The following is a 22,646-nucleotide window of genomic DNA, read 5'->3' as shown; positions in this document are numbered from 1 at the left end:
GTTTTGTTTTTGTCGTTTTGATGAGAAAGTTAGTCGAATTAAAAAGTCTTCTGTTCTATAAGAAGAATGGACAATTGATTCACTATCAATTGTCCATTGTTTATACTATTTCTTAAACATACAAATTGATCAGGTTTTCCATGTACTCCTGACGTCCAGAAGTAGGAATTGGCTCACCTGTTTTAATAGCAATATTGCGTAAATCTTCTAAAGAAAGTTTTCCTTCTTCAAAAAGTTTTCCTTCACCTGAATCAAATGAAGCATAACGATCAGAACGCACCTTATTGTAGTCTGAATTTTCTAAAATATCATTGGCAACAAGTAATGCTCTAGCAAAGATATCCATACCACCAATGTGAGCATAGAACATATCCACCAAATCCGTAGAATTTCTTCTTACTTTTGCATCGAAATTGATACCACCACCTTGGAAACCTCCCGCTGGAAGAATAACTAACATGGCTTCAATAATCTCATATAAATTGTTCGGAAATTGATCTGTATCCCAACCGTTTTGATAGTCACCTCTATTAGCATCAATTGACCCTAACTTTCCAGCATCTGCCGCAACTTGCAACTCATGTGTGAAAGTATGGTTGGCTAAAGTAGCGTGATTTACTTCTATATTTAAAAAGAAATCATCTTGTAAACCATATTGATTTAAGAATCCTAATACTGTTGCTGAATCAAAATCATATTGGTGTTTTGATGGTTCAGCTGGTTTTGGTTCAATAAAGAAATTTCCTTTGAAACCTTGTTTTCTTGCATAATCTTTTGCCATGTGTAAGAACTGAGCCATATGCTCTTGCTCTCTTTTCATGTCCGTATTTAAAAGGCTCATATAACCTTCACGACCACCCCAGAATACATAGTTTTCACCGCCTAAAGCAATTGTTGCATCTAAAGCATTTTTTACTTGCGTACCTGCTTGTGCAACTACATTAAAATCAGGGTTTGTAGACGCTCCATTCATATAACGTGGGTTAGAGAATGCATTGGCAGTACCCCATAATAATTTCACACCTGACTGCGCTTGTTTTTGTTTTGCATAGTCAACAATAGCGTCTAATCTTTTTTCTGATTCTAATACAGAAGAACCTTCATCTACTAAATCAAAATCATGGAAGCAGTAGTATGGCAATCCTAATTTTGTGAAAAATTCAAAAGCAAAATCCATTTTCGCTTTTGCTTTCTCGATAGGATCATTGATATCTTTATAAGGAAATAGACGTGTACCAGGACCAAAAGGATCAGAACCTTCTCCACACATGTTATGCCAATAAGCACCTGCGAATTTGAAGTGTTCTTTCATTGTTTTACCTGCTACTACTCTGTTTTCATCATAGAAACGGAAAGCAAGAGGGTTCTTTGATTCTGGACCTTCATACTTAATTTTGTCGATACCTTTGAAGTATTCTACATCGCCTAATGCTACTTTAGATTCTACTGTTTGATTCATCATTTCTTACTTTTAAAAATTTCTTTTGAATTATATCTTTTGTCTTTCTGAGTGATCGATCTATGTCTTCTATTTAGTAGGTACAGGCTTTTGGGTACAAATTATTCACCTGAAATTTAAAATGAAACCGTGTTCGCAACCGCTCCCGGTACTAGTTTCAATACAAAAAAACGTGATTTTCAAGAATCTTATGAATAAATTTCAGGGCACAAAAAAAGGATAAAGTGTGTACTTTATCCTGCTTCAAAGTTCTTATTTTTTACTTCTATTATAATAGAGAAGATTCTCTAACATGAAGTTTTGTTTCTAGTATTTTATGAACATACCCCAATGTTTCTCTATCCTCTGATTCGATTTCCATGATCAATCTCTTTGCTGCTTGTTCACCAATAATAAAAGCAGGTTGTTCTACAGTAGAAAGTTGGGGTTCGACAATTTCCGTCATTGGGTCTCCTGCAAAACCTGCTAAGGCAATATCTTCTGGTACTTTTATCCCTTGTACTTTTAATTCTTTTAAAACTTGAATTGCCATGTAGTCACTCATACAAAAAATAGCTTCTGGACGTTTTTTTAAGGCTAACAAACGATGTGTTGCTTCTTTGGCATCTAAGCTTAAGTTATCGCATTGCAATACATGTGCTTCTGTAGAAGACCTTCCTGAATCTTTCAGTGCATCAATAAATCCATTGTATCTTTTTTGGCTAATAGATAATGACATTGGACCACTTAAATGAGCAATATTTTGATACCCTTGATCAATTAAATGTTTGGTAATCTGATAGGCACCTTTATAATCATCAACTAAAACTTGTGATATATCAAGCTTTTCTGCTCCTCTATCAAAAAGAACGATAGGGATATTTCTATTTTGTGCATTAGTAATATGTTTATAATCATTTGTCTCTTTTGATAAAGATATCAAGATACCTGCTACTCGACTATTTATGAGAGCTTTCACTTGATTGATTTCTTCCAAGAGTTCTTCATTCGATTGACAAACCATCACAATGTAACCATGATCTTTGGCTACTTTTTGAATACCACTTAAGGCTTGGGCAAAAAAATGTTGTCTTGAGATTTCAGGAATTACAACTCCAATAAGATTTGTATTTTTACTTGCTAAGTTTGACGCCAAAATGTTTTTTTGGTAATTCAATTTTTCAGCCATTTCAAATACCAAAGTCTTTGTTTCTTTACTAACATCAGGATGATTTCTCAAAGCCCTTGAAACAGTAGACTTTGAAATATTTAATCGAACAGCGATATCGTGAATAGTATAGACTTTGCTCATGAAGAATGTTGTTATTTTAAACAAATATAAAAATTATAGTGAATTTATAAGATAATCCTCTTACAATTTTTTGGATTATTTCACGACCTCATGAAATGTTGTTTCCAAGAAAACTTTCTCCCATTTTCCTTCATTATATATACCAACTTTAAAAATATAGGTAGATGTATCTTGAAATTCCCAACCATCTGTCACGATAGTATCTCCATATTTATATTGATAGTAATGTGATTTTCCATCCACAAGAACTTTACCTTCTGTCAACTGACCAAATATATCAAATTCCCAAAATCGAATTTCTTTTATTTTAGTATCAAAAAAACGAATGCCTTGATTTCGGGGTCCTATCTCTACTTGTGCTTTATCTGTAAATCCTATTGTCGAAGCTTCTATAATTTTTTGATTTAAATTATAGTTAAAAGTAATCTCTTGATAAAATTTACTACCATCACCCCATGTCCCTGAAGCTTTCCATGTTTTCTCTGTTAAAGGTTGGAAAGTCTCTAAGTTTGTTTGAGCAAAAGTTTGTAAAGAGCAAATTGAGATAAGCGTAAAAAATAGTGTTCTCATAATTTTATTTTAAGTATTCTTCATTTCAAAAAGTAATATAGGTAATTCACTTTATTGATAATATTCTTGGTTATGAATTTTCTATCTTTCTAAGGATTGATTACAGTATCTCTTTTCTTTGAATGTACAGACATTTTCATTTAACAACGACACTATTATTTTCATTTTCTTAAAGGGTTCCAATTGTATATTTAAGAGTAAAAGTACATTCTCCAAGAATTTTGTAGAGGTTTAATTGTCCAATTTTGCGTTATTTTCAATTCAGAAAGGTTGATTATGTTCCAATTAATGGTATATATTTTGGCCAAAGACACTGTTTGAAATGTAAGAAACATTTTTTGTGAATATTTTTTCATAAAATAGTACAGTATTATTCTTACACATTGATTCTTCTTCAGAGTGTTGGAAATATAGATGAAATGAACACTATCAATAAAATTTTTTCTCCTCAAGTTATGAAGCACTTATTTATTAAAGTATATATCCTCTTTTTTTCTCTACTCTCAATAACCGCTTTTTCTCAGACTTCATTGGGTATAAAAACAGACGTGAATGGATTTCCTTTAAATGGCATGGCAATGGACTTCAACTTTGCTCCTAAAAAGAAATTAATTTTACAGACAAAAGTCCAAGAATTTGCGAAAGGGAAAATACGTCTTAAAGACGAAAAAGAATTAACAGGTTATGTTAAAAATATAAATGGTAATTTTCATTTTAAGCAAAATGTCGATGATATTGATATTAAGGTGATTAATGGAAGACAAATCAATACTGTAACTATTGGAGAAGATTCTACAAATATTGTCTATAGTGCCTACATTAATGGCAAAATGACAAAAAGAAAATATGCTATCCTTTACCGTAAACATCATGGCGAATATGCTTTTGGTGATCAAATCGTAAATAAATCAGATGGTAAAGTAGAAGAGTTATTTTTTTATAAAGGAAAAAAAGATAATTATTGGTCAACTTACAACACTGCAGTTTTAGAAGATGTTTTTATTAATGATTCCATTTACACGCCATTAGAAATTACTCTTCTTAAACAAAAGAAATACAATTTCATAAAAGGTATTGTCACTTTTAACAACCATAAAAAAGATACAGTATTTTATTATATCACAAACAAAGCGATTAAATATAAAAAGTATTTGACTTCTGAATTCGAAACGGAACTAATCCCTCAAAATTTTAAAACACTTGTTTCTGTACAAGATTCAATTTTTACAACTAAAAGTATTCTAGAAAAGGGGCAGAAGATTAAATACCCTCTTGTGTTAAGTTATAAGTATCGTATCAACAATGATAAAGAGTATGCACAGAATATAGGTGTCACAAGACCAAATAATTATGTCTATAACAATGAACATGGATTATGGGAAAAAGTAGAAGAGTATCCAGAAGTCAACGAAGAAACCCTCTTCACTTATCATCAACGTTCAACTTTTTGGAGTAGAATGATCAAAAGTTTGGTTACTTATACAATGGAAGATAAAGCGATCACAAATCAAGATTCATCGACTTATCATGGAATTGTAAGTACTTTTGAATTTAGAAATAACAATGTGAAATTTTCAGCTAAAAAAATGCATCGCTTTTTTCAGCTAAAAAAATATTACGATCACTTTTTAGATCAGCAACCTCTTTACTATACAAATACATGGCATCCTGTTTCAGAAAAAACAAATTATAAAGGTATTGTGACTTCATTCGATAATGATTTCTTCACAATAACGTATTATAAGAATAATCAGAAACTTGCAGATATCAATTATCATTCTTCTATTGATAAGATGTATGTTAAGTCTCTTAATTCTTCTTTTTATACCAATGGAAAGAGATTTGCACAATATCAATATGATTTAGAAGGGAATATGAAACACTATAATATATTCTACCCTGGCACAAAGAATATTTTCTATAGTTATCATATTACACAAATTCTTATCAGAATGTACAATAAGAATTTTTATTACCCCACTTTTGAAACGATTAATGATCCTAATGGACAACCTATTAATTTTAATAATGAAGAATTTACCATAAATGATCCTTACACCAATAAGGAAGCAAAAATTACTTTTTCAAATGAGAAGTTGATCTTTTTAAGTAGAATGGAAAATAATCAAAAAATCTACTCTTACACTGATCAAGTCCAAGATTATGATTTTTCACCGATGCAGAAGATAATCAATAAATACGTATTGGATCATCCTTCAGCATTACAGGAAAGTATTGATAATAACTACAATGGACATTATTATTTATCTATGATCTTAAATGAAAAAGGAAGGATTGATAAAATAGATATCATTGGTGATATACATAAAGATGTAGATAAAGTGGTCAATGACCTCTCTTTATTAATTCAAAAGAAAGTAAGACTTACACCTTATTTGATCCATCAAGAACCTGTAAAAGTAGAACTAATCATCCCATTGATTACTGATCTTAAAAATAGATATACACTTCATAATCATAGTGTTGCAAAACCTGACATGAATTATATATTCGAACATAAGGAAAGCATTCCTATTTCAGAATATATAGATTTCTTTGATGAAGAATTGTAATATTCCTTGTGTGAACTACTTCTATACCCTCTCTTATAATTTATTTTATTTGAGAGGGTATATTTTTTTTAATAATATCAATAAGCACAAAATAATTAAAGATTAAAGTGTGAAAATTGCATAAACTGATTATTCAATTTCACATATTGATTATTTATTTAAAATCGTCCATTCATATGTAACTAAATGATTTACATCTCAGTATAAGCATACCATAAGATTCATTTCAGAAAAAAAATAAAGATTATGAAAACTTCAAATTTATCAACATTACATTTCGAGCATAAAAATTGGGAAAACGAATTATCTTTTTACAAAGGTCAAATTCAATTGTACGTTGATCGTGTAGCTGAATTAACTGAGAAAAATACAAAAGAACCTATTCGTGCTGAGTTAGAGCAATTCAACAACCAATTTAAAGTGCAAAACGAAGTGATTGATACTTTGATGCATAATATCAAATTACATGAGACTGAGTTAGCAAATGCTGCTGAGGAAAATGAAATCAAAGCAATGCATACACACTTTGATAATCATGAAAAAATGCACGTAGAAATGGAGAAATTCCACAAAATTTACTCTGAATTAAAGAGAAAATTCTTACGTTTCTGCCAAGAGTGGATGTAATATATAATTTAACTTTAAACAATACATAAACACTAGAAAAATGCAAAAAACAATTGGTTTACTAAAAATTGATCACCGCGGTGCTGTTATTTATACATTAGGAGGAATTGAAGAAGGTAAAGTGGCTGAAAATACGCCAAACGACCCTGAAAAATTACACTGGCATTTACATAATAAAAAAGTAAATGATGGAAAAAATAACAATGAGGACGTTCATTTCTTCAAAGAAATCATTGCTGAAATCAAAGACTTTAGTGGTTTAGTAATTGCTTCTCATGGTAAAGGTAAAGCAAATGAGGGTGAAGTATTCAAAAAATACTTAGAAACTCATCGTAAAGATCTTCATAATATCATCATTAGTGAAGTAGAAACTGACGAGCATGAGTCTGAAAAGCAAATGCTTGCTAAAGTTGATCATGCAGCTTTACTTACTCACTTAGGGTAATCTGTTTTAGCACACAACTAGTTTTCAATATATATAGATTTGTAGCGTACAGACGTGTTAACCAAATCGACTGTATTAAGCAATGCACAAAAAAAGCTCATACATCTTCGGATCTATGAGCTTTTTGTTTTTATCTAATCGAGTATCACTTCTTTGCCTTCGATATTGACAAAGACTTTTTTTCCATCCTTAATCATATTAAATAGATAGTTGTGGCCGCTTACTCTGCTAAACCCTGCCAAGTCATCGTATTGAAAATCAGCAATCATTTCTCCTTCAAGAGAAATTAGTCCCCACTTATTTTTCATTTTAAGTGGTAAGATTCCTTCAATGACACCTCTTGGCCAAGTACTTATTTCATCAAATTCAAAGTCCGTAATCATTGTACCATCATTTTTCATGATGGCCCATTTTCCACCTTCAGCCGTATCCTTATCATATGTACGTTTGAATTTGCCTCCTTTATTAGCAAATACGATATCGGTATCTTCTATCACACGGATAAATGAGTATTCCATTGGAAATAGTTCCTTTCCTGTAATATCAATAACTGTCCAAAGATTATTTTGAGAAACAGCTGTGCGATAACCTGACAAAGTATACCCTTCATCATACTTGCAAGGTGCAATGACTTCTCCTTTATAATTGATGTAACCGATTTTCTTATCTTTTTCAACAATACTAACACCAGTTTCATAAAAAGGTCCCATTGTTTCGAATTGAGGTTGGAATACCATTTTATTTTCCAAAGTAATAGCACCCCAAAGGTTCTCTACTTTTACTGGAATAAGCATTTTAGTATGTAAAGGATTGAAAAATTCAATATCATCATATTTCAAAGGAACCACTATTTTTCCATCCATGGCAAGAATACCCCATTTCTCTTCCTTTTCGACAAGAATGTATTGGTTTTCTTGATGTACTTCTAATGTAGAATATTCTGGTAAGATGATTTCCTTTCCTTCACTATTAATTAAACCAAAAGCATTATTTTGTTTTACTTTTTCAAATCCATTTTCAAAAAGGTCTATCGTAAATTGGTCACCAATTTCATCGTAATTAGCTTTCACAACAACGTTATTGTTTTGATCTTTAATGCCTTTTTTATCCTTTTCGGTAAAGATTTTATATTTCGAATTTTCGTTATCACTTCCCCAATCATCATCCTGCGCAAAAGTCATTTGGCAGATGAGTAGTAGCATAGAGAATGTCAATTTAGATAGTCTAGTCATCTTAATTAGAATAATTTATAAAAATGATGAAATGTAAATGTATCCTAATTAATTGAAATTCCAAATTGTTTATGAAATATCGCTAATAAAAAATGAATTAGTATTCAAAATTATACTAATTCATTGTTATAGATCTCTAATTAATTGGTTTATAATGTACTAGGTCTAGGGAAATTAAGGTCTGCAATTTCACCTTTTGGGTCAAATAACAAATAGCGAGGAATTGTCTCAATCTGGTATTGTTTATAACGTTGTGATGTATAACGATTGAGTATTCTAAATTGAGGAATGATAGATTTTTTTACTTTTTCATTGGATTTCCAAGCTTCAACATCATCTTCGATGGATAAGGCGATGACTTGTACGTTTTGCTTATTTTCATTCTGGTACTTCTGTAAGTAAGGAATCTCTTTAATACAAGGAGCACACCATGTCGCCCAAAAATCTATCAATACTTTTTTACCTTTATATTGCTTTAAAACTTCTGCTAATGTAAAAATACTGCCTTCTTGATTTTCTATATATAAATGCTGACTATTCATCGTCAAATTATATTTGATCGTTTGTTCCTTTACATAAATTGAATCTTTTGTGTAAGCTTCATATAAAGCCAAGTACTCTTCTACACCATCCAATTGGTTGGAAAACATGGATTTAAAGGTGTTTCTTAATAACAATCTTTTTGATCTTGGTGGTATATTTTTATTCTTTAAAATATTATCAAAAGTAGTTCTAGGATCTAAAGTACTTCCTTGTTTGAAACGTAATAAAGCTACATTTTCCCTTCTTGATTCGATGGTATTCAAAACACCAACAAAATTTTGATAGCTTTGAAAGTTGATTTCCTCATCATTCATCAAAGAATAAACCATCTCTTCATCAATGCTGATATCCTTTTTAAAATAACTTGCATTATTAGCATTTAAGATATTCTGATAAGTCAACAAGTTTGTGTAATAGTCTTTATAAGCTTTGATATCTTTGGCTAGTTTTGGATCTGTTTCCACGAATTTATCAAATTGTAAAAGAGCATTTTTATAAGTAATTTGATACGCTTTCATTTCCTCTTGTAAAGTATCTAACGGTATAAATTCCTCCTCTTTAAAAACAGCCTTAAAATCGTTAGGATCTTGTGCATAGAGTTCGTTCTTTGTGATATTCCATCCATCGTATAACAATGTTGATACACTAAAACCATCCTCTCCATTTTTACTAATTCTACTAGGAATATTTCCTATAAAATTAATGTACGGATTCAATGCAGGGAATTGTCTACTAGTCATCTTTGGGTATTCTTTATCATCCAAATTTATATCCAAAGTATCCCCTTTTTTAACAAGAAAATAAACGTTTTCAAGGACTTTGTAATGATAATTAATGTCTACATAGTCTCTTCCATTGGCAGGAATTATCAAAGTATCAATTTTTCCTGTTGGCATAAAAGGAATTTTATTTAGTATACTATCAGTGTAATGTAAAACACCATTTACATTTTCATCTGTTGTAGTTCTTCTACCTGATGCGTACTCGTACCAACCTGTGTAATTTATGTGGTGAAGAATCAATACGATATGATCGGGTCGTTGAGGCTCAACATTCTGAGATTCTTGTGTCTCCTCCATTTTAGGCTGACAGCTGAAGCAATAAAGGCAAGTCAGTAACAGTAAAGTTTTTGATATTAATTTAAGCATTTTGGTAATAGTTAATGTAGATTGAAAAGTTCAGCTAATAGACCGATAATAAATGAGTTAGAACATATAAATTAACGGTATTTAAATTTTAAAGACACCTTTTTTTTATTATTAACAAAAAACAAGCACTGAATACTATCCAATGCTTGTTCAACTTAATCACGTAGAACTTGCGCTTAGTTACGCAATAACCAATTCAAAATTATTGACTGCTGTCTTAATAATATCTATACATTTTAGAAGTTGACTTTTATTGATGACTAATGGAGGTGCAAAGCGAATGATATTACCATGAGTTGGTTTTGCTAACAATCCATTATGCATTAATTCATAACATAGTTTTGTGGCTAAAGACCCTTCCTCTGTATCATTGACCAAAAGTGCATTTAATAGACCTTTTCCTCTTACCCCTATTAATAGGTCTGACTGATCACACAATTCCTGCATTTTATCTCTGAAAAGTTGACCTAATTCATAGGCATTTTCTGTAAGCCTTTCATCCACTAAAACATCCAACGCTTCCATCATTACTGCACAGGCTAATGGATTACCACCATACGTTGAACCATGTTGCCCAGGTTGGAAGACATCCATCACTTCAGAAGAAGTGAGTACAGCAGAAACAGGGTAAAATCCACCTGAAATAGCCTTTCCTAAAATAACCATATCAGGTTTGAAACCTTCATAATCGGAAGCTAACAATTTACCAGTTCTACCTACACCTGTCTGTACTTCATCAACCATAAATAACACATTATGTCGAGTACATAATTCTTGGGCTTTTCGAAGGTATCCTTCATCGGGCAAATAAACTCCTGCTTCACCTTGAATTGGTTCCATCCATAGCCCTGCCACATTTGGATTTTGAAGGGCAATTTCCAATGCCGATAAATCATTGTAAGGTACAATTTCAAAACCTGGCATATAAGGACCGAAATTTGTTGTTGCTACCGGGTCTGTTGAAGCAGAAATAATTGTTGTTGTTCGACCATGAAAGTTTTTTTCAACACCAATAATGATCGCTTCATTTTGAGGAATACCTTTTCTTTCGTACCCCCATTTTCTTGCTAATTTGATTGCAGTTTCATTTCCTTCCGCACCCGTATTCATTAGAATAGCACGTTCAAAACCAAAAAGATCACATAACTTCTGCTCAGCAATACCCAATTGATCTGAATAAAAAGCTCTTGATGTTAATGTCAATTTTGAGGCTTGTTTGATCATTTTATCTAAAATTCTCGGGTGAACATGCCCTTGATTGACAGCACTGTAAGCGGATAAAAAATCAAAATATTTTTTTCCCTCAACATCCCAAACATACACTCCTTCGCCTTTTTCTAAGACAACAGGTAGTGGAGCATAATTATTGGCTCCATATTTTTTTTCTAGTTCAATAGCTTCAGATGAACTCATTTTTACAACATTATTCATGAGGTCAAATTAATTTTATATGTGAAAAATAGGACTAAATATATGGGGAAAAGCTTTCTCTAAAGTTGAGATAAAAGTGAAGGGAAACCTCACAAAAGTAAGGTTTCGCTCTACGTTATCGCTTCACCACTTTTTGAATGGATTTTTGATCTCCATCTATAATTTCAATAAAATAAACTCCGTTTTGGAGTGCAGTAAGGTCTACATTATTCTTTTTTACTTTAAGCAGCTTATTTCCTAAAGTATTGTAGACTGTAATTTGTACTTCTTTGGAGTGAGAGGGGTAATAAATATTCCCTTGAGTTGGATTCGGATAGAGTATATTTTCCATCAAATCACTAGCTAATGATCCCGCAGCTTTTCTTCCTGATGAACCTGAAGAAATAACAACTGTATAATCTTCAACTTCACCATATTCAAATACATCACAAGGATAAGTATATCCATCATCGCTGTATTGCATAGATATTCTCATTCGAGTTGTTCCTAACTTTGCTGTACTCGGAACCGTAAAATTTGACGTAAAAGATCTTCTTGATTGACGATAGAATACTTCTTCCGTTGAAGCATCAAAAACTCCATCTTGATTATAATCAATCCAAACTTCAAACTTCTCTCTTGAACTTGTATTTGGATCTATAAAAATACTGTGTGAACTACCTCTTGTTAAATCAAAGGTGACGTTAGTATAATCTCCATATCCATTATTATCTCCAGAAAAGTTATAGTTTCCATCAATACCCACCTCATCTATAAATTCATAACGAGTGGAAGTTGCATAAGAATCACAATATTCTAATGCTTCAGCATTGGTTGTGACCGTCTGAATCGGAGAATAATTACTCTGTTCGCTTCCACATACACTTCTTACTCTGAAGTCATAGGTAGTAGTAGTTTCTAATCCGTTGATTGTATAATTCGTAGAAGAAACGGTCACTGTAGTCCATGAGGAAGAACCCGTTACTCTATGTCTCACTTTATATGCATCTGCTCCTGTTCCATTCCATGATACTGTAAAAGAAGAAGCTGTAGTTTCAATTACTTGTGGAGATGGAATTGAACAAACATTGGGAGGAGGTGTTTCACCACAATTAGGGGCTGATGCTCCAACAGTGGCACCTGATCCATTGATAAAATTAAATCCATTGTAACCATTTGTTGTATAAAGGTCCATCCAACCTCCTCCTGAAGCCGTTGTCCAATCCACTAAACTAAATGAATTACCATTTCCGTTTACTGAACCTTGAATGACGTAAGCTTTTACTGCGGCATTATTATTATTAAATACTAAACCCTGACCACTTGTTATCGTTTCTGGTGTAGCACAATTTCCGACCATAAAATAAGCTTTTGTGGGATATTGTGTATTGCCTCCATCTCCATATACTTTTGCGATTCCATTGTCATTAATACAGACAAAAACAGCTTCATCACAAGCTATTGCATAGCGATTTTGATCATTTTGATCTGCTATTGTTCTTGCTAATAAGCCAAATGCTCTACCATATCTGTTTTCATCATTAGTACCATGAACTCTATCCAAATGTGTATCTGTAATTACATTAGTAAGCCATGGGTTTTCTAAAAAGTCATTATAGAATAATGAATTGGAAGTAAATGGATGGTAGGGATCATTCAAAATTTCAGAAGATAAAATACCTGAAGATGCAGGAGCATAGTAAGCTCCTCCCATTATTGCCATCCCTGCAGAAGTACCACCAATAGGCACTTTTTTTACATTAATCAAATAGTTTAATGCTTCTTCTACAGCTGTTCCTTTCCAAAGATCCATGTATTCTCTTTGATCACCGCCAGCTATAAACAATGCTTCTGCATCTCGAATATATTGTGCAACTGTAGCATTATTTGCCGCATTTCTTGTCGTCACAGAAAGTTCTGCTGCAGCGCTCAAATCACTGCCAAAATTACTCCACACCCATGAGGCTTGTCCTCCTGTGCCATCGGTTCTTAAAACCAGATAATCTCCACCATCCGATTGGTCTACAAACCATTGGGTAGCATTGACCTCTCCATCTCCTCCTACTTCTGCTCCACCAACCAACATCGTTCCTCCAAGAGGTGTTACATTTCCATGACTATTCCATGTCCCTCCTTCTAATGAGAAAGTAAAACCTTGAGCCATTAAATTTGTCGTACAAAATGATAGTAAAATCAATAGAAAAATTTTTTCTAAATGGTAATAATCGTTTTTCATAATAGTTAAAGTTTAAGTAAAATGAATACATTTAGAGTTTTGGGATGTCATTCTAAAAGAAAGATGTGAGCTGGTAATTAAGTAATAATAAATGAATGACATAATTTAATTCTAAAATGTAAATTAATTTATCTGTAAATGTTTAATGTCTTTTGAAATAGAGAAATAGTTTTTTCGTCATTATAAAACGTTAAAGTAAAGGGGACCAATTAATAGAATACCTGCAGTAGACATTAGAATTAAAAGTAGTGGAGCCATCCATTTCACCCATATATTATATGGTATTTTTGCTATTGATAAAACGCCCATTGTTACCCCACTAGTGGGAATAATTAGATTTGTCAGTCCATCACCAAATTGGAATGCTAATACCGCTACTTGTCGAGAAATTCCTAATAAATCACTCATTGGAGCAGTGATTGGCATTGTGAGTGCAGCCTGTCCAGATCCAGAAGGTAAAACTGTATTTAATGCACTTTGGAATAAAAACATGGCTTCTGCTGCTGCATAACTTGGCATTCCGTCCATTAAATTTGTGATGGAATAAAGTACGGTATCAATGATCTTCCCTTCTGTTGCTATAATTAAAATACCTTTGCAAAAAGCAATCACCATTGCAGCAGTCATCATCTCTTTTGCTCCTTTGATAAAACTTTCACTCATTTCATTCGCATTAATCCCCGCGATGACACAAGAAATAAAGCCTATCACAAAGAATAGGGCTCCTATCTCTGTCATGTACCATTGATATTTAGAGACACCAATGACCAAAGTGATGATTCCTAAGAGAAATAAAGTAAGGATAACCGCTCTTTTTGCATTGAAAGTAACGGATAAAGTACCCTTATCTTCCTCTATTAATTTCGAAGAGGTTGAAAACTGAGAGGTTGGATTATTTTCAATTTTTCGGATGTAAAACATAATGTAAGCCACTCCGATAAAAGTGAAAATAAACCATATAAATAAGCGGTATTCCCAACCACTAAAGAGTGGTACTTCTGCAATTGCTTGTGCAATACCTATAGTAAAGGGATTACTGATCGCACCTGCAAAACCAACTCCTGCACCAACAAATGGAATTGCGACCCCAACTATTGGATCGAGTTTCAATGCTTTTGCCATTGGAATCGTAATCAATATAAAAATGAGAACTTCTTCTGACATTCCGAAAGTGGCTCCAGCAATTGAAAAACAAACGATAATGAAAGGGATAAGTATCTTTTTATAGGTCGTATTTTTATTACTCCAGAATACTAATTTCTCTAACCCCGCTTCTATCGCTTGTGTTTTTGTCAACATACCAAATGCACCACCTACAATAAATATAAAAGCAATGATTTCTGCTGCTGAAACAAATCCTTTTATGGGTGCTGTGAAAAAAGAAATAATATTTTGTGGCTGACTTTCTACCTCATGATAGGTATTTGGTACCAAAAGCGTTCTGCCACCCACAACCTCTCGTTGGAATTCACCAGCAGAAATCACCCATGTCAAGACAATGAAAAAGAGTAAAATACATGAAGTGATGACAAGTGTATCAGGTAGTTTTTTCATACCACAAAATGTTTATTTCTGAATATTAATTTTCTATGTATAGTTATACTATTACTTGAAAATGGCAACGTTTAGTTTTTCATCACCGTCGGTTGTCCACCCTCTATACATTCCTTCTGAATTAAAAGAAAGCTCTATATTTCCATCTTTATCGACAGCAATCACACCACCTTCACCTTGCATTTTGACAAGCTTATCGTGCACCACTTTATCTGTTGCCTCTTTCAATGAGTTATTAGCAAATTCCATATAAGCAGCAATATCTCTTGCCACTGTTGCTTTCAAGAAAAATTCACCATAACCTGTACATGAAATGGCACAACTTTCATTGCTTGCATAAGTGCCTGAACCAATTACAGAACTATCTCCCAATCGTCCATATCTTTTGTTGACCAGACCTCCTGTAGAAGTTGCAGCTGCGAGATTTCCATCTTGATCCAATGCTACGGCACCAACAGTTCCGAACTTTCTTTCACCATCATGGTCCACCAACATTTGATTGGTTTCTCTCGCCATCAGCCATTGTTTATGTCGAGACTCTGTAAAGAAATATTCATCTTCAACTTCTTCTAATTGGTGTTCTCTGGCAAAATCTAACGCACCAGCACCATGCATATACACAAAGTCTTCGTTGTCATGAATTTTTCTTGCTAATGCAATTGGGTTTTTGATATGACGAATTCCAGCTACTGCACCTGCTTCTAAATCTTTACCAGACATAATAGAAGCCTCCATTTCAAATGTTCCATCATTGGCAATAACAGCTCCTTTGCCTGCATTAAACAAAGGGCAGTTTTCTAAAGCAACAACTGCAATTTCAACGGCTTCTAAAGCAGAACCTCCATCACTTAGGCATTTTCTTGCCGCATATAATACACCTTGTAATGCCTCATTAATTTCTTTTTCTTTTTGTGGAGTAATTTCTGAAGGCAGTAACGTTCCAGCACCCCCGTGAATAGCAAGGGCAAATTTATTTTTTGTATGTTCCAATTTCTTATAGTTTTATTTTTTCACCGCTACTTAAAATACTGATTGACATTTTCTGAGCTGATATCTTGGTTTTAGTAGTTTGTATTTTTTTTGGTTGCTCAACAAGTATCACCTGACTTTCCCCGATAACTGTTGCTATTTTTCCTTCAACAAGAATAGCGGTAGATTCATCTATCCCAATACCTTTTAAATGAGGATGTTCAATCACAGCTGTAAATAGTCGATTATAACGACTTCTTTGAATAAAATGTTGATCGATCAAAACAGAAGTCAGTAAACCTAATCCAGTACTATAGATTAAATTATCTCTCTCAATTGTTCTTCCTGTATCATCATACTCTGGATAATTCTTTTCATCACCCGTAATCATCACTTTACTCATCACCGCTGCTCCAGCACTTGTTCCAGCAATCATCCCACCGTTTTTATAGCATTGATGAATCGCGTCATAAATTCCAGTTCCATCGATACGTTGCATAAAACGATTTTGATCACCACCAGTAATATAGATCAAAGAGGCCTTTTGAAGAGAGTCTAAAGCCGTCTTAGAAAGTGGGTTTTCAGAAGAATAAAATGAATAAGTGACATTGTCAAATCCTAATTTTTTAAATTGTTGGACTCCATAATACCCTGAAGTATCTGGCTCTGCACTTGACATCGTCAGTACGATTCCATATCCCTCTTTTAATTTTGCTTCATCAGCCAACCTTTGTACTAATGCAGGTGGTCGCTTGCCTCCTCCAATAATAAAGAGTTTACCTTGTCCAAAAAGTGATGTGGATAATAAACTTATGAGTATAAAAAGTCCTAGATTTTTCTTATTCATCATTATTTGTTTTTTTCCCTCCCTTCATTGCTGAAGGGAGGTTTTTTCAAATTATTCTTATTAAAATGACTTAGTATAAACCTAACCCTAAAGCGTAAGGTCTTAATGTTTTTGCTTCACCAACTGTGGGTGCATTATTGATGTCTAATACCACTTTTGGTTCTGTCCCATCTAGGTTTGCACACCAGATTTTACCATCAGTTCCATCATCGTTTGCTCCTCTATCTGTCCAGTAAATTTTCTTTGTAATTGGATCAGCAATTGTACCCCAAACAAATTTTTCAGGATAATCTACAAATTCATTTTTAGCTCCAGATTCGATATCATAAATAGTACCTTTATATGTTGCATAATCAAAATAGTACAATTTACCATCAAGGAATGAAATATCACCTGCATCAACACCTTCTACGATTTCTGTTAAACCTGAACCATCTAAATTAACTTGGTAAATACCTCCACTAAAGTCATAAGCATCATTAGCAAAGTAGATCACTTGATTTTCTTCATCATAAGTAATACCAAGAGGTAAAGAGCCTTCTAAGTAGCCAGTATTTGTACTGAAAGTTACTAATTCTTTTAAGTCTGTACCATCCAATGCAGAAGTATAAATTCCTCCATCAGCACCCCAGTATAAACGTCCTTCGATAACTTTCACACCTGCTGGGTAATACATCATATGTTCTTTATCTCCTAAGTCTGCAACATTCAGTAAAATTGATTTTTCACCATTTGCTAATGCATTGTATTGATACATTAATTCGTCTGCTTGATCTACGACATAAAGATTTTCATTATCCAAATCAGCGACAATACCGTATGGTTTGTTATGATTTTCACCGAATGAAAGAATAGTAGGAGTTTCCGCACCATCCAAAACAATCATATGAATTTGACCTGTTGCTCTATCCGTATAGTACAATGTAGGTTTCTTACCACCTAGTGGGTCTTTAATGATAACTTGTTGTACTAAAGTATCTGCACGATCATCATCAGATCTTGCAATTAATGTAACATCATATGTACCAAATTCTTCGTACGTAAACTCAGGATTCATGTCTGTTGATGTTGCGCCATCATACCCAAAATCCCAAACATAAGATGTTGCCGCAATTGATGTATTTGTAAAGTTTACAGTCGAAGGTGCAACACCTTCATTGGATAATTCATAAGAGAAGTTAGCGACTACACTTGCCAATGCAGGCAATTCTTCTTCTTCAGTACAACTTGTTGTTAGCCCTAAAAATGATATTGGTAAAAATGCTACCAATAATTTTAAAATTAAATTCGAATACTTTTTCATTATTATAGAAGTAAATTTAGATAAGTGATTAGATTGTATTTTTTATATAGTATTTTAGTAACCAGGATTTTGGTCTGATACTGAAATATTTGTGTTCGTTTGAATTTCTACCAAAGGAATTGGATAAAGGGTTGCATTTTGAGAAATACCCAATGTTGAAGATGCTTTGTTTGTTCTCACAAGATCTGACCATCGGTGTCCCTCGAAGCAAAGTTCCCATCTTCTTTCCTCTAAAATTGTCGCAATCGGATCACTACCAAGTGCCGTTAACGGTGTAATTGCTCTATTACGAACTGAATTAATCGCGTCTAAGATTTCTGTCTGAGCACCTAAACCATTAATGTTATAAAGACATTCTGCTTTGATTAAATACAATTCAGCTAAACGTAAAATGATGATCGCATCTGCACCACTTGCCGAATCTTGATATTTCGCTACCGTTTTACTTGTTCCTGATCCATCAAGTGTTGGGAAATCTTGGAAAATAAAGGCTGATCTTAAGTCATCTCTTTTGTATGAATTAGCGAGTCCATTGGTATAACTAACTTCTCCTCTACCTCCCAAAGAAACAGGTGATAAATAATAAGACATTCTATTTCTGTCTTGAGAAGAAAAACTTAATTGGAAGATAACTTCTGTATTTTCATCTTGAAGAAAGACGTTACTAAAATCTTCCTCTATGGCAAACTCACCACTTTCAATGATTTGATTGGCATAGTTTAATGCATTCTGAAAATGTGAAGTACCCTCTTGATTTGTATTCTGAAGGTAATTTCCATAATACATTTCTATTCTTGATTGCAATGCAATGACAGCAGCTTGACTTACAAAATAGTTTCCTTTATCTAAGCTAATATTTTCAGCAGCTCTATTTAAATCCTGAAGTACAGCATTGTACACTTCTTCTACAGTGCTTCTTGGTGTATTTACATCATCCATCACACCTTGTGTTGATTTTATTTTTAATGGAACTCCTCCAAAAAGCTTTAATAAATCAAAGTGTGCCAAAGCTCTTAAAAAATAGGCTTCACCCAAAGCATTATTTTTTTGTGCTTCATCCATCTCAATCAATGCCCCTCTTTCGATAATGTTATTGGCATTATTAATCGCACTGTAAGCTTGAGACCAAAGACTCTCAACACTAGCATTATCACTTAAAATTGAATGGTTTTCAAATTGTTGATAATCCAATGATGTTCCTGTTCTTCTCCCATCATTGGCAGAAAGTTCACCTAAGATATATAAGTCTCTGCCATAATAAGCATCAGACTGAAATTCATTGTATAAACCCATCAGTGCTGAGTTCAATCCGCTTGCATCTACGATGGCATCTTCTGCATCAATGGAAGCAACTGGATTTACATCTAAATTACTTTCACATGACATTGAAAATGTCATTAAAAATAAGCCTGCTATATAATTTAATTTTTTCATGAATCTGTTGATTAGAATGACACATTGATACCTGCTGTATAAACTCTAGCATTTGGATAAGTGAAGAAATCTGTTCCCATTCTTACACCATCATCCCCTGCATAATTTACTTCAGGGTCCATTCCAGAGTAGCCTGTTATTGTAAATAGATTTTGTCCTGAAACATAAAGTCTCATTCTCTCTACAAAGATTTTCTTCGTCAAAGCTTTAGGTAAAGTATAGCCTAAAGTGACATTTTTTAATCTGAGATAAGAGCCATCTTCTACAAATCTACTTGACGCTCTATTATTATTATTAGGATCATTAGCTGTTGCTCTTGGAACATCTGTAACATCTCCAGGTTGCTGCCAACGGTCTAAAATGGCTGTGGTCTGATTGTCTTCTCCTTTCATTGATTCTAAATAAACTCTTGTACCATTATAGATATCATTGCCTATTGAGTATTGTAAGAAGATGTTTAAATCAAAGTTTTTGTAGTTGATTGTATTTGTAAATCCACCAAATAAATCTGGATGAGGATTACCAATTTTTGTTCTATCAGCAGTTGTAATTTCTCCATCTTTATTGACATCTTCAAAAACGATATCTCCTGTTGAAGAATCCACACCAAGGGCATTATAGCCATAGAAAATACTAATTGGCTCCCCTTCTTCAATGCGGTTATTTCCTCTACCGATATTATCAATAGGCTGTCCATTGTAAAGCTTCATGACTTCGTTTCTGTACGTTGACATATTTAAAGTTGCTTTCCAATTAAAATCTTCTTTCCTCACTACTTCATAACCGATGAGTAATTCAATCCCTTGGTTTCTCATTTCTCCAATGTTTGAGATTACAGATGAAAAACCTGTTGTTGGTGGAAGTGGTCTGGATAATAACATATCAGAAGTATATTTCTGATAAACTTCAGCAGTTACGGTCATTCTATTGTTCCAGAAGCCTAAGTCGATGCCAAAGTTGGCTTGTTTTACGGTTTCCCATTTCAAATTCTCATTAGGAAGTTGTGATGGGCTAATACCTGGCTGACCATTATAATCAGCGCCAGAACCATATAATGCCTGATATCTAAAGTCGCCGATCGCATCATTACCCGTCAAACCATAACTACCTCTTAATTTAAAATCAGAGAAAGTGGATGAATTTTTCAAGAAGTTTTCTTCAATTACTCTCCATGCTATAGAAGCAGATGGGAATGTTCCATACCTATTGTTGGTACCGAATTTAGAAGAACCATCTCGTCTTACGCTGAAAGCAAAAATATACTTATTGTCGTAGCTGTAATTGGCTTTTGCAAAGAAGGAGTTCAATCCTCTTTCTAAACCATAGCTGTCTGCCTCAATAATTTCAGCGGCTGAAGTGATATATTCAAATTCAGGTCTTGAGAAGTTTTGCCCTCGGATATAGTTGCTTCTATTTTGATAACTTTCTGAACTAAATCCAGCAAGTATATCTATTCTATGTTTATCAAATGACTTTGCATATTGTAATGTCGCATTGACTGTGGTATTGATAGAAGTATTATTGGCACTAAAACCTAAACCATTATAAGAGGCTCCTTGTCTAGTTGTCACTGGATCATAACTATGTTCTACTAAGTTATAATAGTCAAACCCTACTTGTGTCCTGAATGTCAGGTCATTAAGAATTGCTATATCTAAATACGCGTTTCCTAAACCTCTATATGTCATTGCTTTGTTAGTTGCTTCCGTTCCAATAGCTACAGGATTGGCATACGGCCCATCCTCATTGTAAGATCCGTCCTCATTGTAGACTGGAAAAATCGCTGGTAATGAAAGAGCATTTGGTAATGGACCATTTAAAGACTGATCCCCTTCAATTCTATTATTTTCAGACATACCAAATTGTAAACTTGTTCCTAATTTCACACGATCAGAAAAGTGATGATCAATGTTTGCTCTCAAGTTTGTTCTCTGGTAGCCACTACCAATGATGATACCTTCTTGATTGAAATAATTACCTGATAAATAAAAGCTTGTTTTCTCATTTCCTCCTTGTAGCGATAAGTCGTAATTCGTAATTGCGGCTTGACGAAAAATTTGATCTTGCCAATCAGTATCATAGGCATAATTATCTATGTATTCTTGGCTGTATTTGTCAATACCCAATTGATCATTTTTGAATTCAAACCATTGCTGTTTATTCAACATGTCATACTTCTTATAGACTTCTTGAATACCTGCGTAAGCATTAAAATTAATTTTAGTTTTTCCCGTAGATCCTCTTTTGGTTGTAATCAAAACTACACCATTCGCGGCTCTTGAACCATAAATTGCAGCTCCAGCACCATCTTTTAATACGGTTAATGACTCGATATCAGAAGGTGAAAGATCAGATAAGGCACTAATTGTTTGTCCACTAAAACTAACTTGTGAACTATTTTCTGTAATTACTGGAATTCCGTCTATTACATATAAAGGTTGATTGGCTGCATTGACTGAACCAACACCTCTAACTCTCACAGACAATGCACTTCCGGGAGTTCCAGAATTAGAATTTATCTGAACACCCGAAGCTTGTCCTGCTAAAGCAGCATCTAATGTAGCAACTGGTAAATCTTTTAAAACTTCACTATCTACTTTCTGTAAAGAAGAGCTTAAAAGTTTTTTACTTTCAGAAGAATAACCAACGACTGTTACCTCTTCTAACTCTTCCAAATCTGTACTTAAAGTGACATTTAGGATAGAAGCCTCTCCAATAATATGTTCTTGTGAAGTCATACCAATATGGTTAAACATCAACGTTTTTCCTTTATCTGTCTCTTTTAATAGGATCGTGTATTCTCCATCAAGGTTTGTAACAGTACCGTTTGTCGTTCCTTTAATAAAAATAGTAACGCCAGGAATAGGTGTTTTATCTAAATCAGAAATCACCTTTCCTTTCAGTGTAAATTCTTGGGCATATACGTGCTCAAAACTACACAACAATAGAATACTTATTAAAAGTAATTGTATGTATTTCATAATAAATAAAGCTCGGGTGCTTAA

General features: G+C 33.4%; 16 protein-coding genes. 3 read left to right on the top strand and 13 right to left on the bottom strand.

The window, feature by feature from the left end:
* Positions 1-112 precede the first annotated feature (112 nt).
* The 3 genes from xylA to ACXAHM_RS09035 form a co-directional block, all read right to left on the bottom strand.
* Complete coding sequence (xylA, locus tag ACXAHM_RS09045; RefSeq protein ID WP_474960106.1) at positions 113-1,462, bottom strand: xylose isomerase; 1,350 nt, start codon at positions 1,460-1,462, stop codon at positions 113-115.
* A 265-nt stretch (positions 1,463-1,727) separates the two neighbouring features.
* Complete coding sequence (locus tag ACXAHM_RS09040) at positions 1,728-2,750, bottom strand: LacI family DNA-binding transcriptional regulator (protein ID WP_474960105.1); 1,023 nt, start codon at positions 2,748-2,750, stop codon at positions 1,728-1,730.
* 75 nt (positions 2,751-2,825) lie between these two features.
* On the bottom strand, positions 2,826-3,320 hold the full coding sequence (locus tag ACXAHM_RS09035; protein ID WP_474960104.1) for a hypothetical protein: 495 nt from the start codon (positions 3,318-3,320) through the stop codon (positions 2,826-2,828).
* A gap of 455 nt (positions 3,321-3,775) precedes the next feature.
* Between ACXAHM_RS09035 and ACXAHM_RS09030 the strand changes: the two genes are divergently transcribed.
* From ACXAHM_RS09030 to ACXAHM_RS09020, 3 genes are all read left to right on the top strand, one after another.
* A complete protein-coding gene (locus tag ACXAHM_RS09030; RefSeq protein WP_474960103.1) occupies positions 3,776-5,893 on the top strand; it encodes a hypothetical protein in 2,118 nt (705 codons plus the stop codon).
* Between the two features lie 246 nt (positions 5,894-6,139).
* Positions 6,140-6,520, top strand: a complete 381-nt coding sequence (locus ACXAHM_RS09025) for a hypothetical protein (protein WP_474960102.1) — start codon at positions 6,140-6,142, stop codon at positions 6,518-6,520.
* A 40-nt stretch (positions 6,521-6,560) separates the two neighbouring features.
* The gene (locus ACXAHM_RS09020; protein ID WP_474960101.1) at positions 6,561-6,965 is read left to right on the top strand and encodes a hypothetical protein; all 405 of its coding nucleotides are present in this window, start codon (positions 6,561-6,563) and stop codon (positions 6,963-6,965) included.
* A gap of 134 nt (positions 6,966-7,099) precedes the next feature.
* Here the strand turns inward: ACXAHM_RS09020 and ACXAHM_RS09015 are convergent, their stop codons facing one another.
* From ACXAHM_RS09015 to ACXAHM_RS08970, 10 genes are all read right to left on the bottom strand, one after another.
* On the bottom strand, positions 7,100-8,197 hold the full coding sequence (locus ACXAHM_RS09015) for a WG repeat-containing protein (protein WP_474960100.1): 1,098 nt from the start codon (positions 8,195-8,197) through the stop codon (positions 7,100-7,102).
* Between the two features lie 149 nt (positions 8,198-8,346).
* On the bottom strand, positions 8,347-9,819 hold the full coding sequence (locus ACXAHM_RS09010; RefSeq protein ID WP_474960099.1) for a TlpA family protein disulfide reductase: 1,473 nt from the start codon (positions 9,817-9,819) through the stop codon (positions 8,347-8,349).
* Positions 9,820-10,068: 249 nt separating this feature from the next.
* Positions 10,069-11,319, bottom strand: coding sequence for an ornithine--oxo-acid transaminase (gene rocD, locus ACXAHM_RS09005; RefSeq protein WP_474960098.1), 1,251 nt, complete (start codon positions 11,317-11,319; stop codon positions 10,069-10,071).
* A gap of 115 nt (positions 11,320-11,434) precedes the next feature.
* Positions 11,435-13,534 (bottom strand): GEVED domain-containing protein, encoded by a 2,100-nt coding sequence (locus ACXAHM_RS09000; RefSeq protein ID WP_474960097.1) that lies wholly within the window; start codon positions 13,532-13,534, stop codon positions 11,435-11,437.
* 180 nt (positions 13,535-13,714) lie between these two features.
* Entirely contained in the window at positions 13,715-15,088 is a 1,374-nt protein-coding gene (locus ACXAHM_RS08995) for a YfcC family protein (RefSeq protein WP_474960096.1), read from the bottom strand.
* A 51-nt stretch (positions 15,089-15,139) separates the two neighbouring features.
* Positions 15,140-16,078, bottom strand: a complete 939-nt coding sequence (locus ACXAHM_RS08990) for an isoaspartyl peptidase/L-asparaginase family protein (RefSeq protein ID WP_474960095.1) — start codon at positions 16,076-16,078, stop codon at positions 15,140-15,142.
* Between the two features lie 4 nt (positions 16,079-16,082).
* Complete coding sequence (locus tag ACXAHM_RS08985) at positions 16,083-16,907, bottom strand: cyanophycinase (RefSeq protein ID WP_474960094.1); 825 nt, start codon at positions 16,905-16,907, stop codon at positions 16,083-16,085.
* A gap of 67 nt (positions 16,908-16,974) precedes the next feature.
* Positions 16,975-18,207 (bottom strand): PKD domain-containing protein, encoded by a 1,233-nt coding sequence (locus ACXAHM_RS08980; protein WP_474960093.1) that lies wholly within the window; start codon positions 18,205-18,207, stop codon positions 16,975-16,977.
* Between the two features lie 54 nt (positions 18,208-18,261).
* Positions 18,262-19,641, bottom strand: coding sequence for a RagB/SusD family nutrient uptake outer membrane protein (locus ACXAHM_RS08975; RefSeq protein ID WP_474960092.1), 1,380 nt, complete (start codon positions 19,639-19,641; stop codon positions 18,262-18,264).
* Positions 19,642-19,652: 11 nt separating this feature from the next.
* Entirely contained in the window at positions 19,653-22,622 is a 2,970-nt protein-coding gene (locus tag ACXAHM_RS08970; protein ID WP_474960091.1) for a SusC/RagA family TonB-linked outer membrane protein, read from the bottom strand.
* Positions 22,623-22,646: the final 24 nt, after the last annotated feature.

The organism is Flammeovirga sp. AWQ4_249 (genome assembly GCF_056161045.1).
The sequence above is the reverse complement of the archived record's forward strand: the minus strand, read 5'-3'. Positions and strand labels throughout refer to the sequence as shown.

What these genes read in the sequence shown, in the direction of transcription:
- ACXAHM_RS09040 (WP_474960105.1), bottom strand. Translation starts at nt 2,750, where the DNA reads ATGAGCAAAGTCTATACTATTCACGATATCGCTGTTCGATTAAATATT.
- ACXAHM_RS09020 (WP_474960101.1), top strand. Translation starts at nt 6,561, where the DNA reads ATGCAAAAAACAATTGGTTTACTAAAAATTGATCACCGCGGTGCTGTT.
- ACXAHM_RS08985 (WP_474960094.1), bottom strand. Translation starts at nt 16,907, where the DNA reads ATGATGAATAAGAAAAATCTAGGACTTTTTATACTCATAAGTTTATTA.
- ACXAHM_RS09035 (WP_474960104.1), bottom strand. Translation starts at nt 3,320, where the DNA reads ATGAGAACACTATTTTTTACGCTTATCTCAATTTGCTCTTTACAAACT.
- ACXAHM_RS09030 (WP_474960103.1), top strand. Translation starts at nt 3,776, where the DNA reads ATGAAGCACTTATTTATTAAAGTATATATCCTCTTTTTTTCTCTACTC.
- ACXAHM_RS09015 (WP_474960100.1), bottom strand. Translation starts at nt 8,197, where the DNA reads ATGACTAGACTATCTAAATTGACATTCTCTATGCTACTACTCATCTGC.
- ACXAHM_RS08995 (WP_474960096.1), bottom strand. Translation starts at nt 15,088, where the DNA reads ATGAAAAAACTACCTGATACACTTGTCATCACTTCATGTATTTTACTC.
- ACXAHM_RS08980 (WP_474960093.1), bottom strand. Translation starts at nt 18,207, where the DNA reads ATGAAAAAGTATTCGAATTTAATTTTAAAATTATTGGTAGCATTTTTA.
- ACXAHM_RS09025 (WP_474960102.1), top strand. Translation starts at nt 6,140, where the DNA reads ATGAAAACTTCAAATTTATCAACATTACATTTCGAGCATAAAAATTGG.
- rocD (WP_474960098.1), bottom strand. Translation starts at nt 11,319, where the DNA reads ATGAATAATGTTGTAAAAATGAGTTCATCTGAAGCTATTGAACTAGAA.
- ACXAHM_RS09010 (WP_474960099.1), bottom strand. Translation starts at nt 9,819, where the DNA reads ATGGAGGAGACACAAGAATCTCAGAATGTTGAGCCTCAACGACCCGAT.
- ACXAHM_RS08975 (WP_474960092.1), bottom strand. Translation starts at nt 19,641, where the DNA reads ATGAAAAAATTAAATTATATAGCAGGCTTATTTTTAATGACATTTTCA.
- xylA (WP_474960106.1), bottom strand. Translation starts at nt 1,462, where the DNA reads ATGATGAATCAAACAGTAGAATCTAAAGTAGCATTAGGCGATGTAGAA.
- ACXAHM_RS09000 (WP_474960097.1), bottom strand. Translation starts at nt 13,534, where the DNA reads ATGAAAAACGATTATTACCATTTAGAAAAAATTTTTCTATTGATTTTA.
- ACXAHM_RS08970 (WP_474960091.1), bottom strand. Translation starts at nt 22,622, where the DNA reads ATGAAATACATACAATTACTTTTAATAAGTATTCTATTGTTGTGTAGT.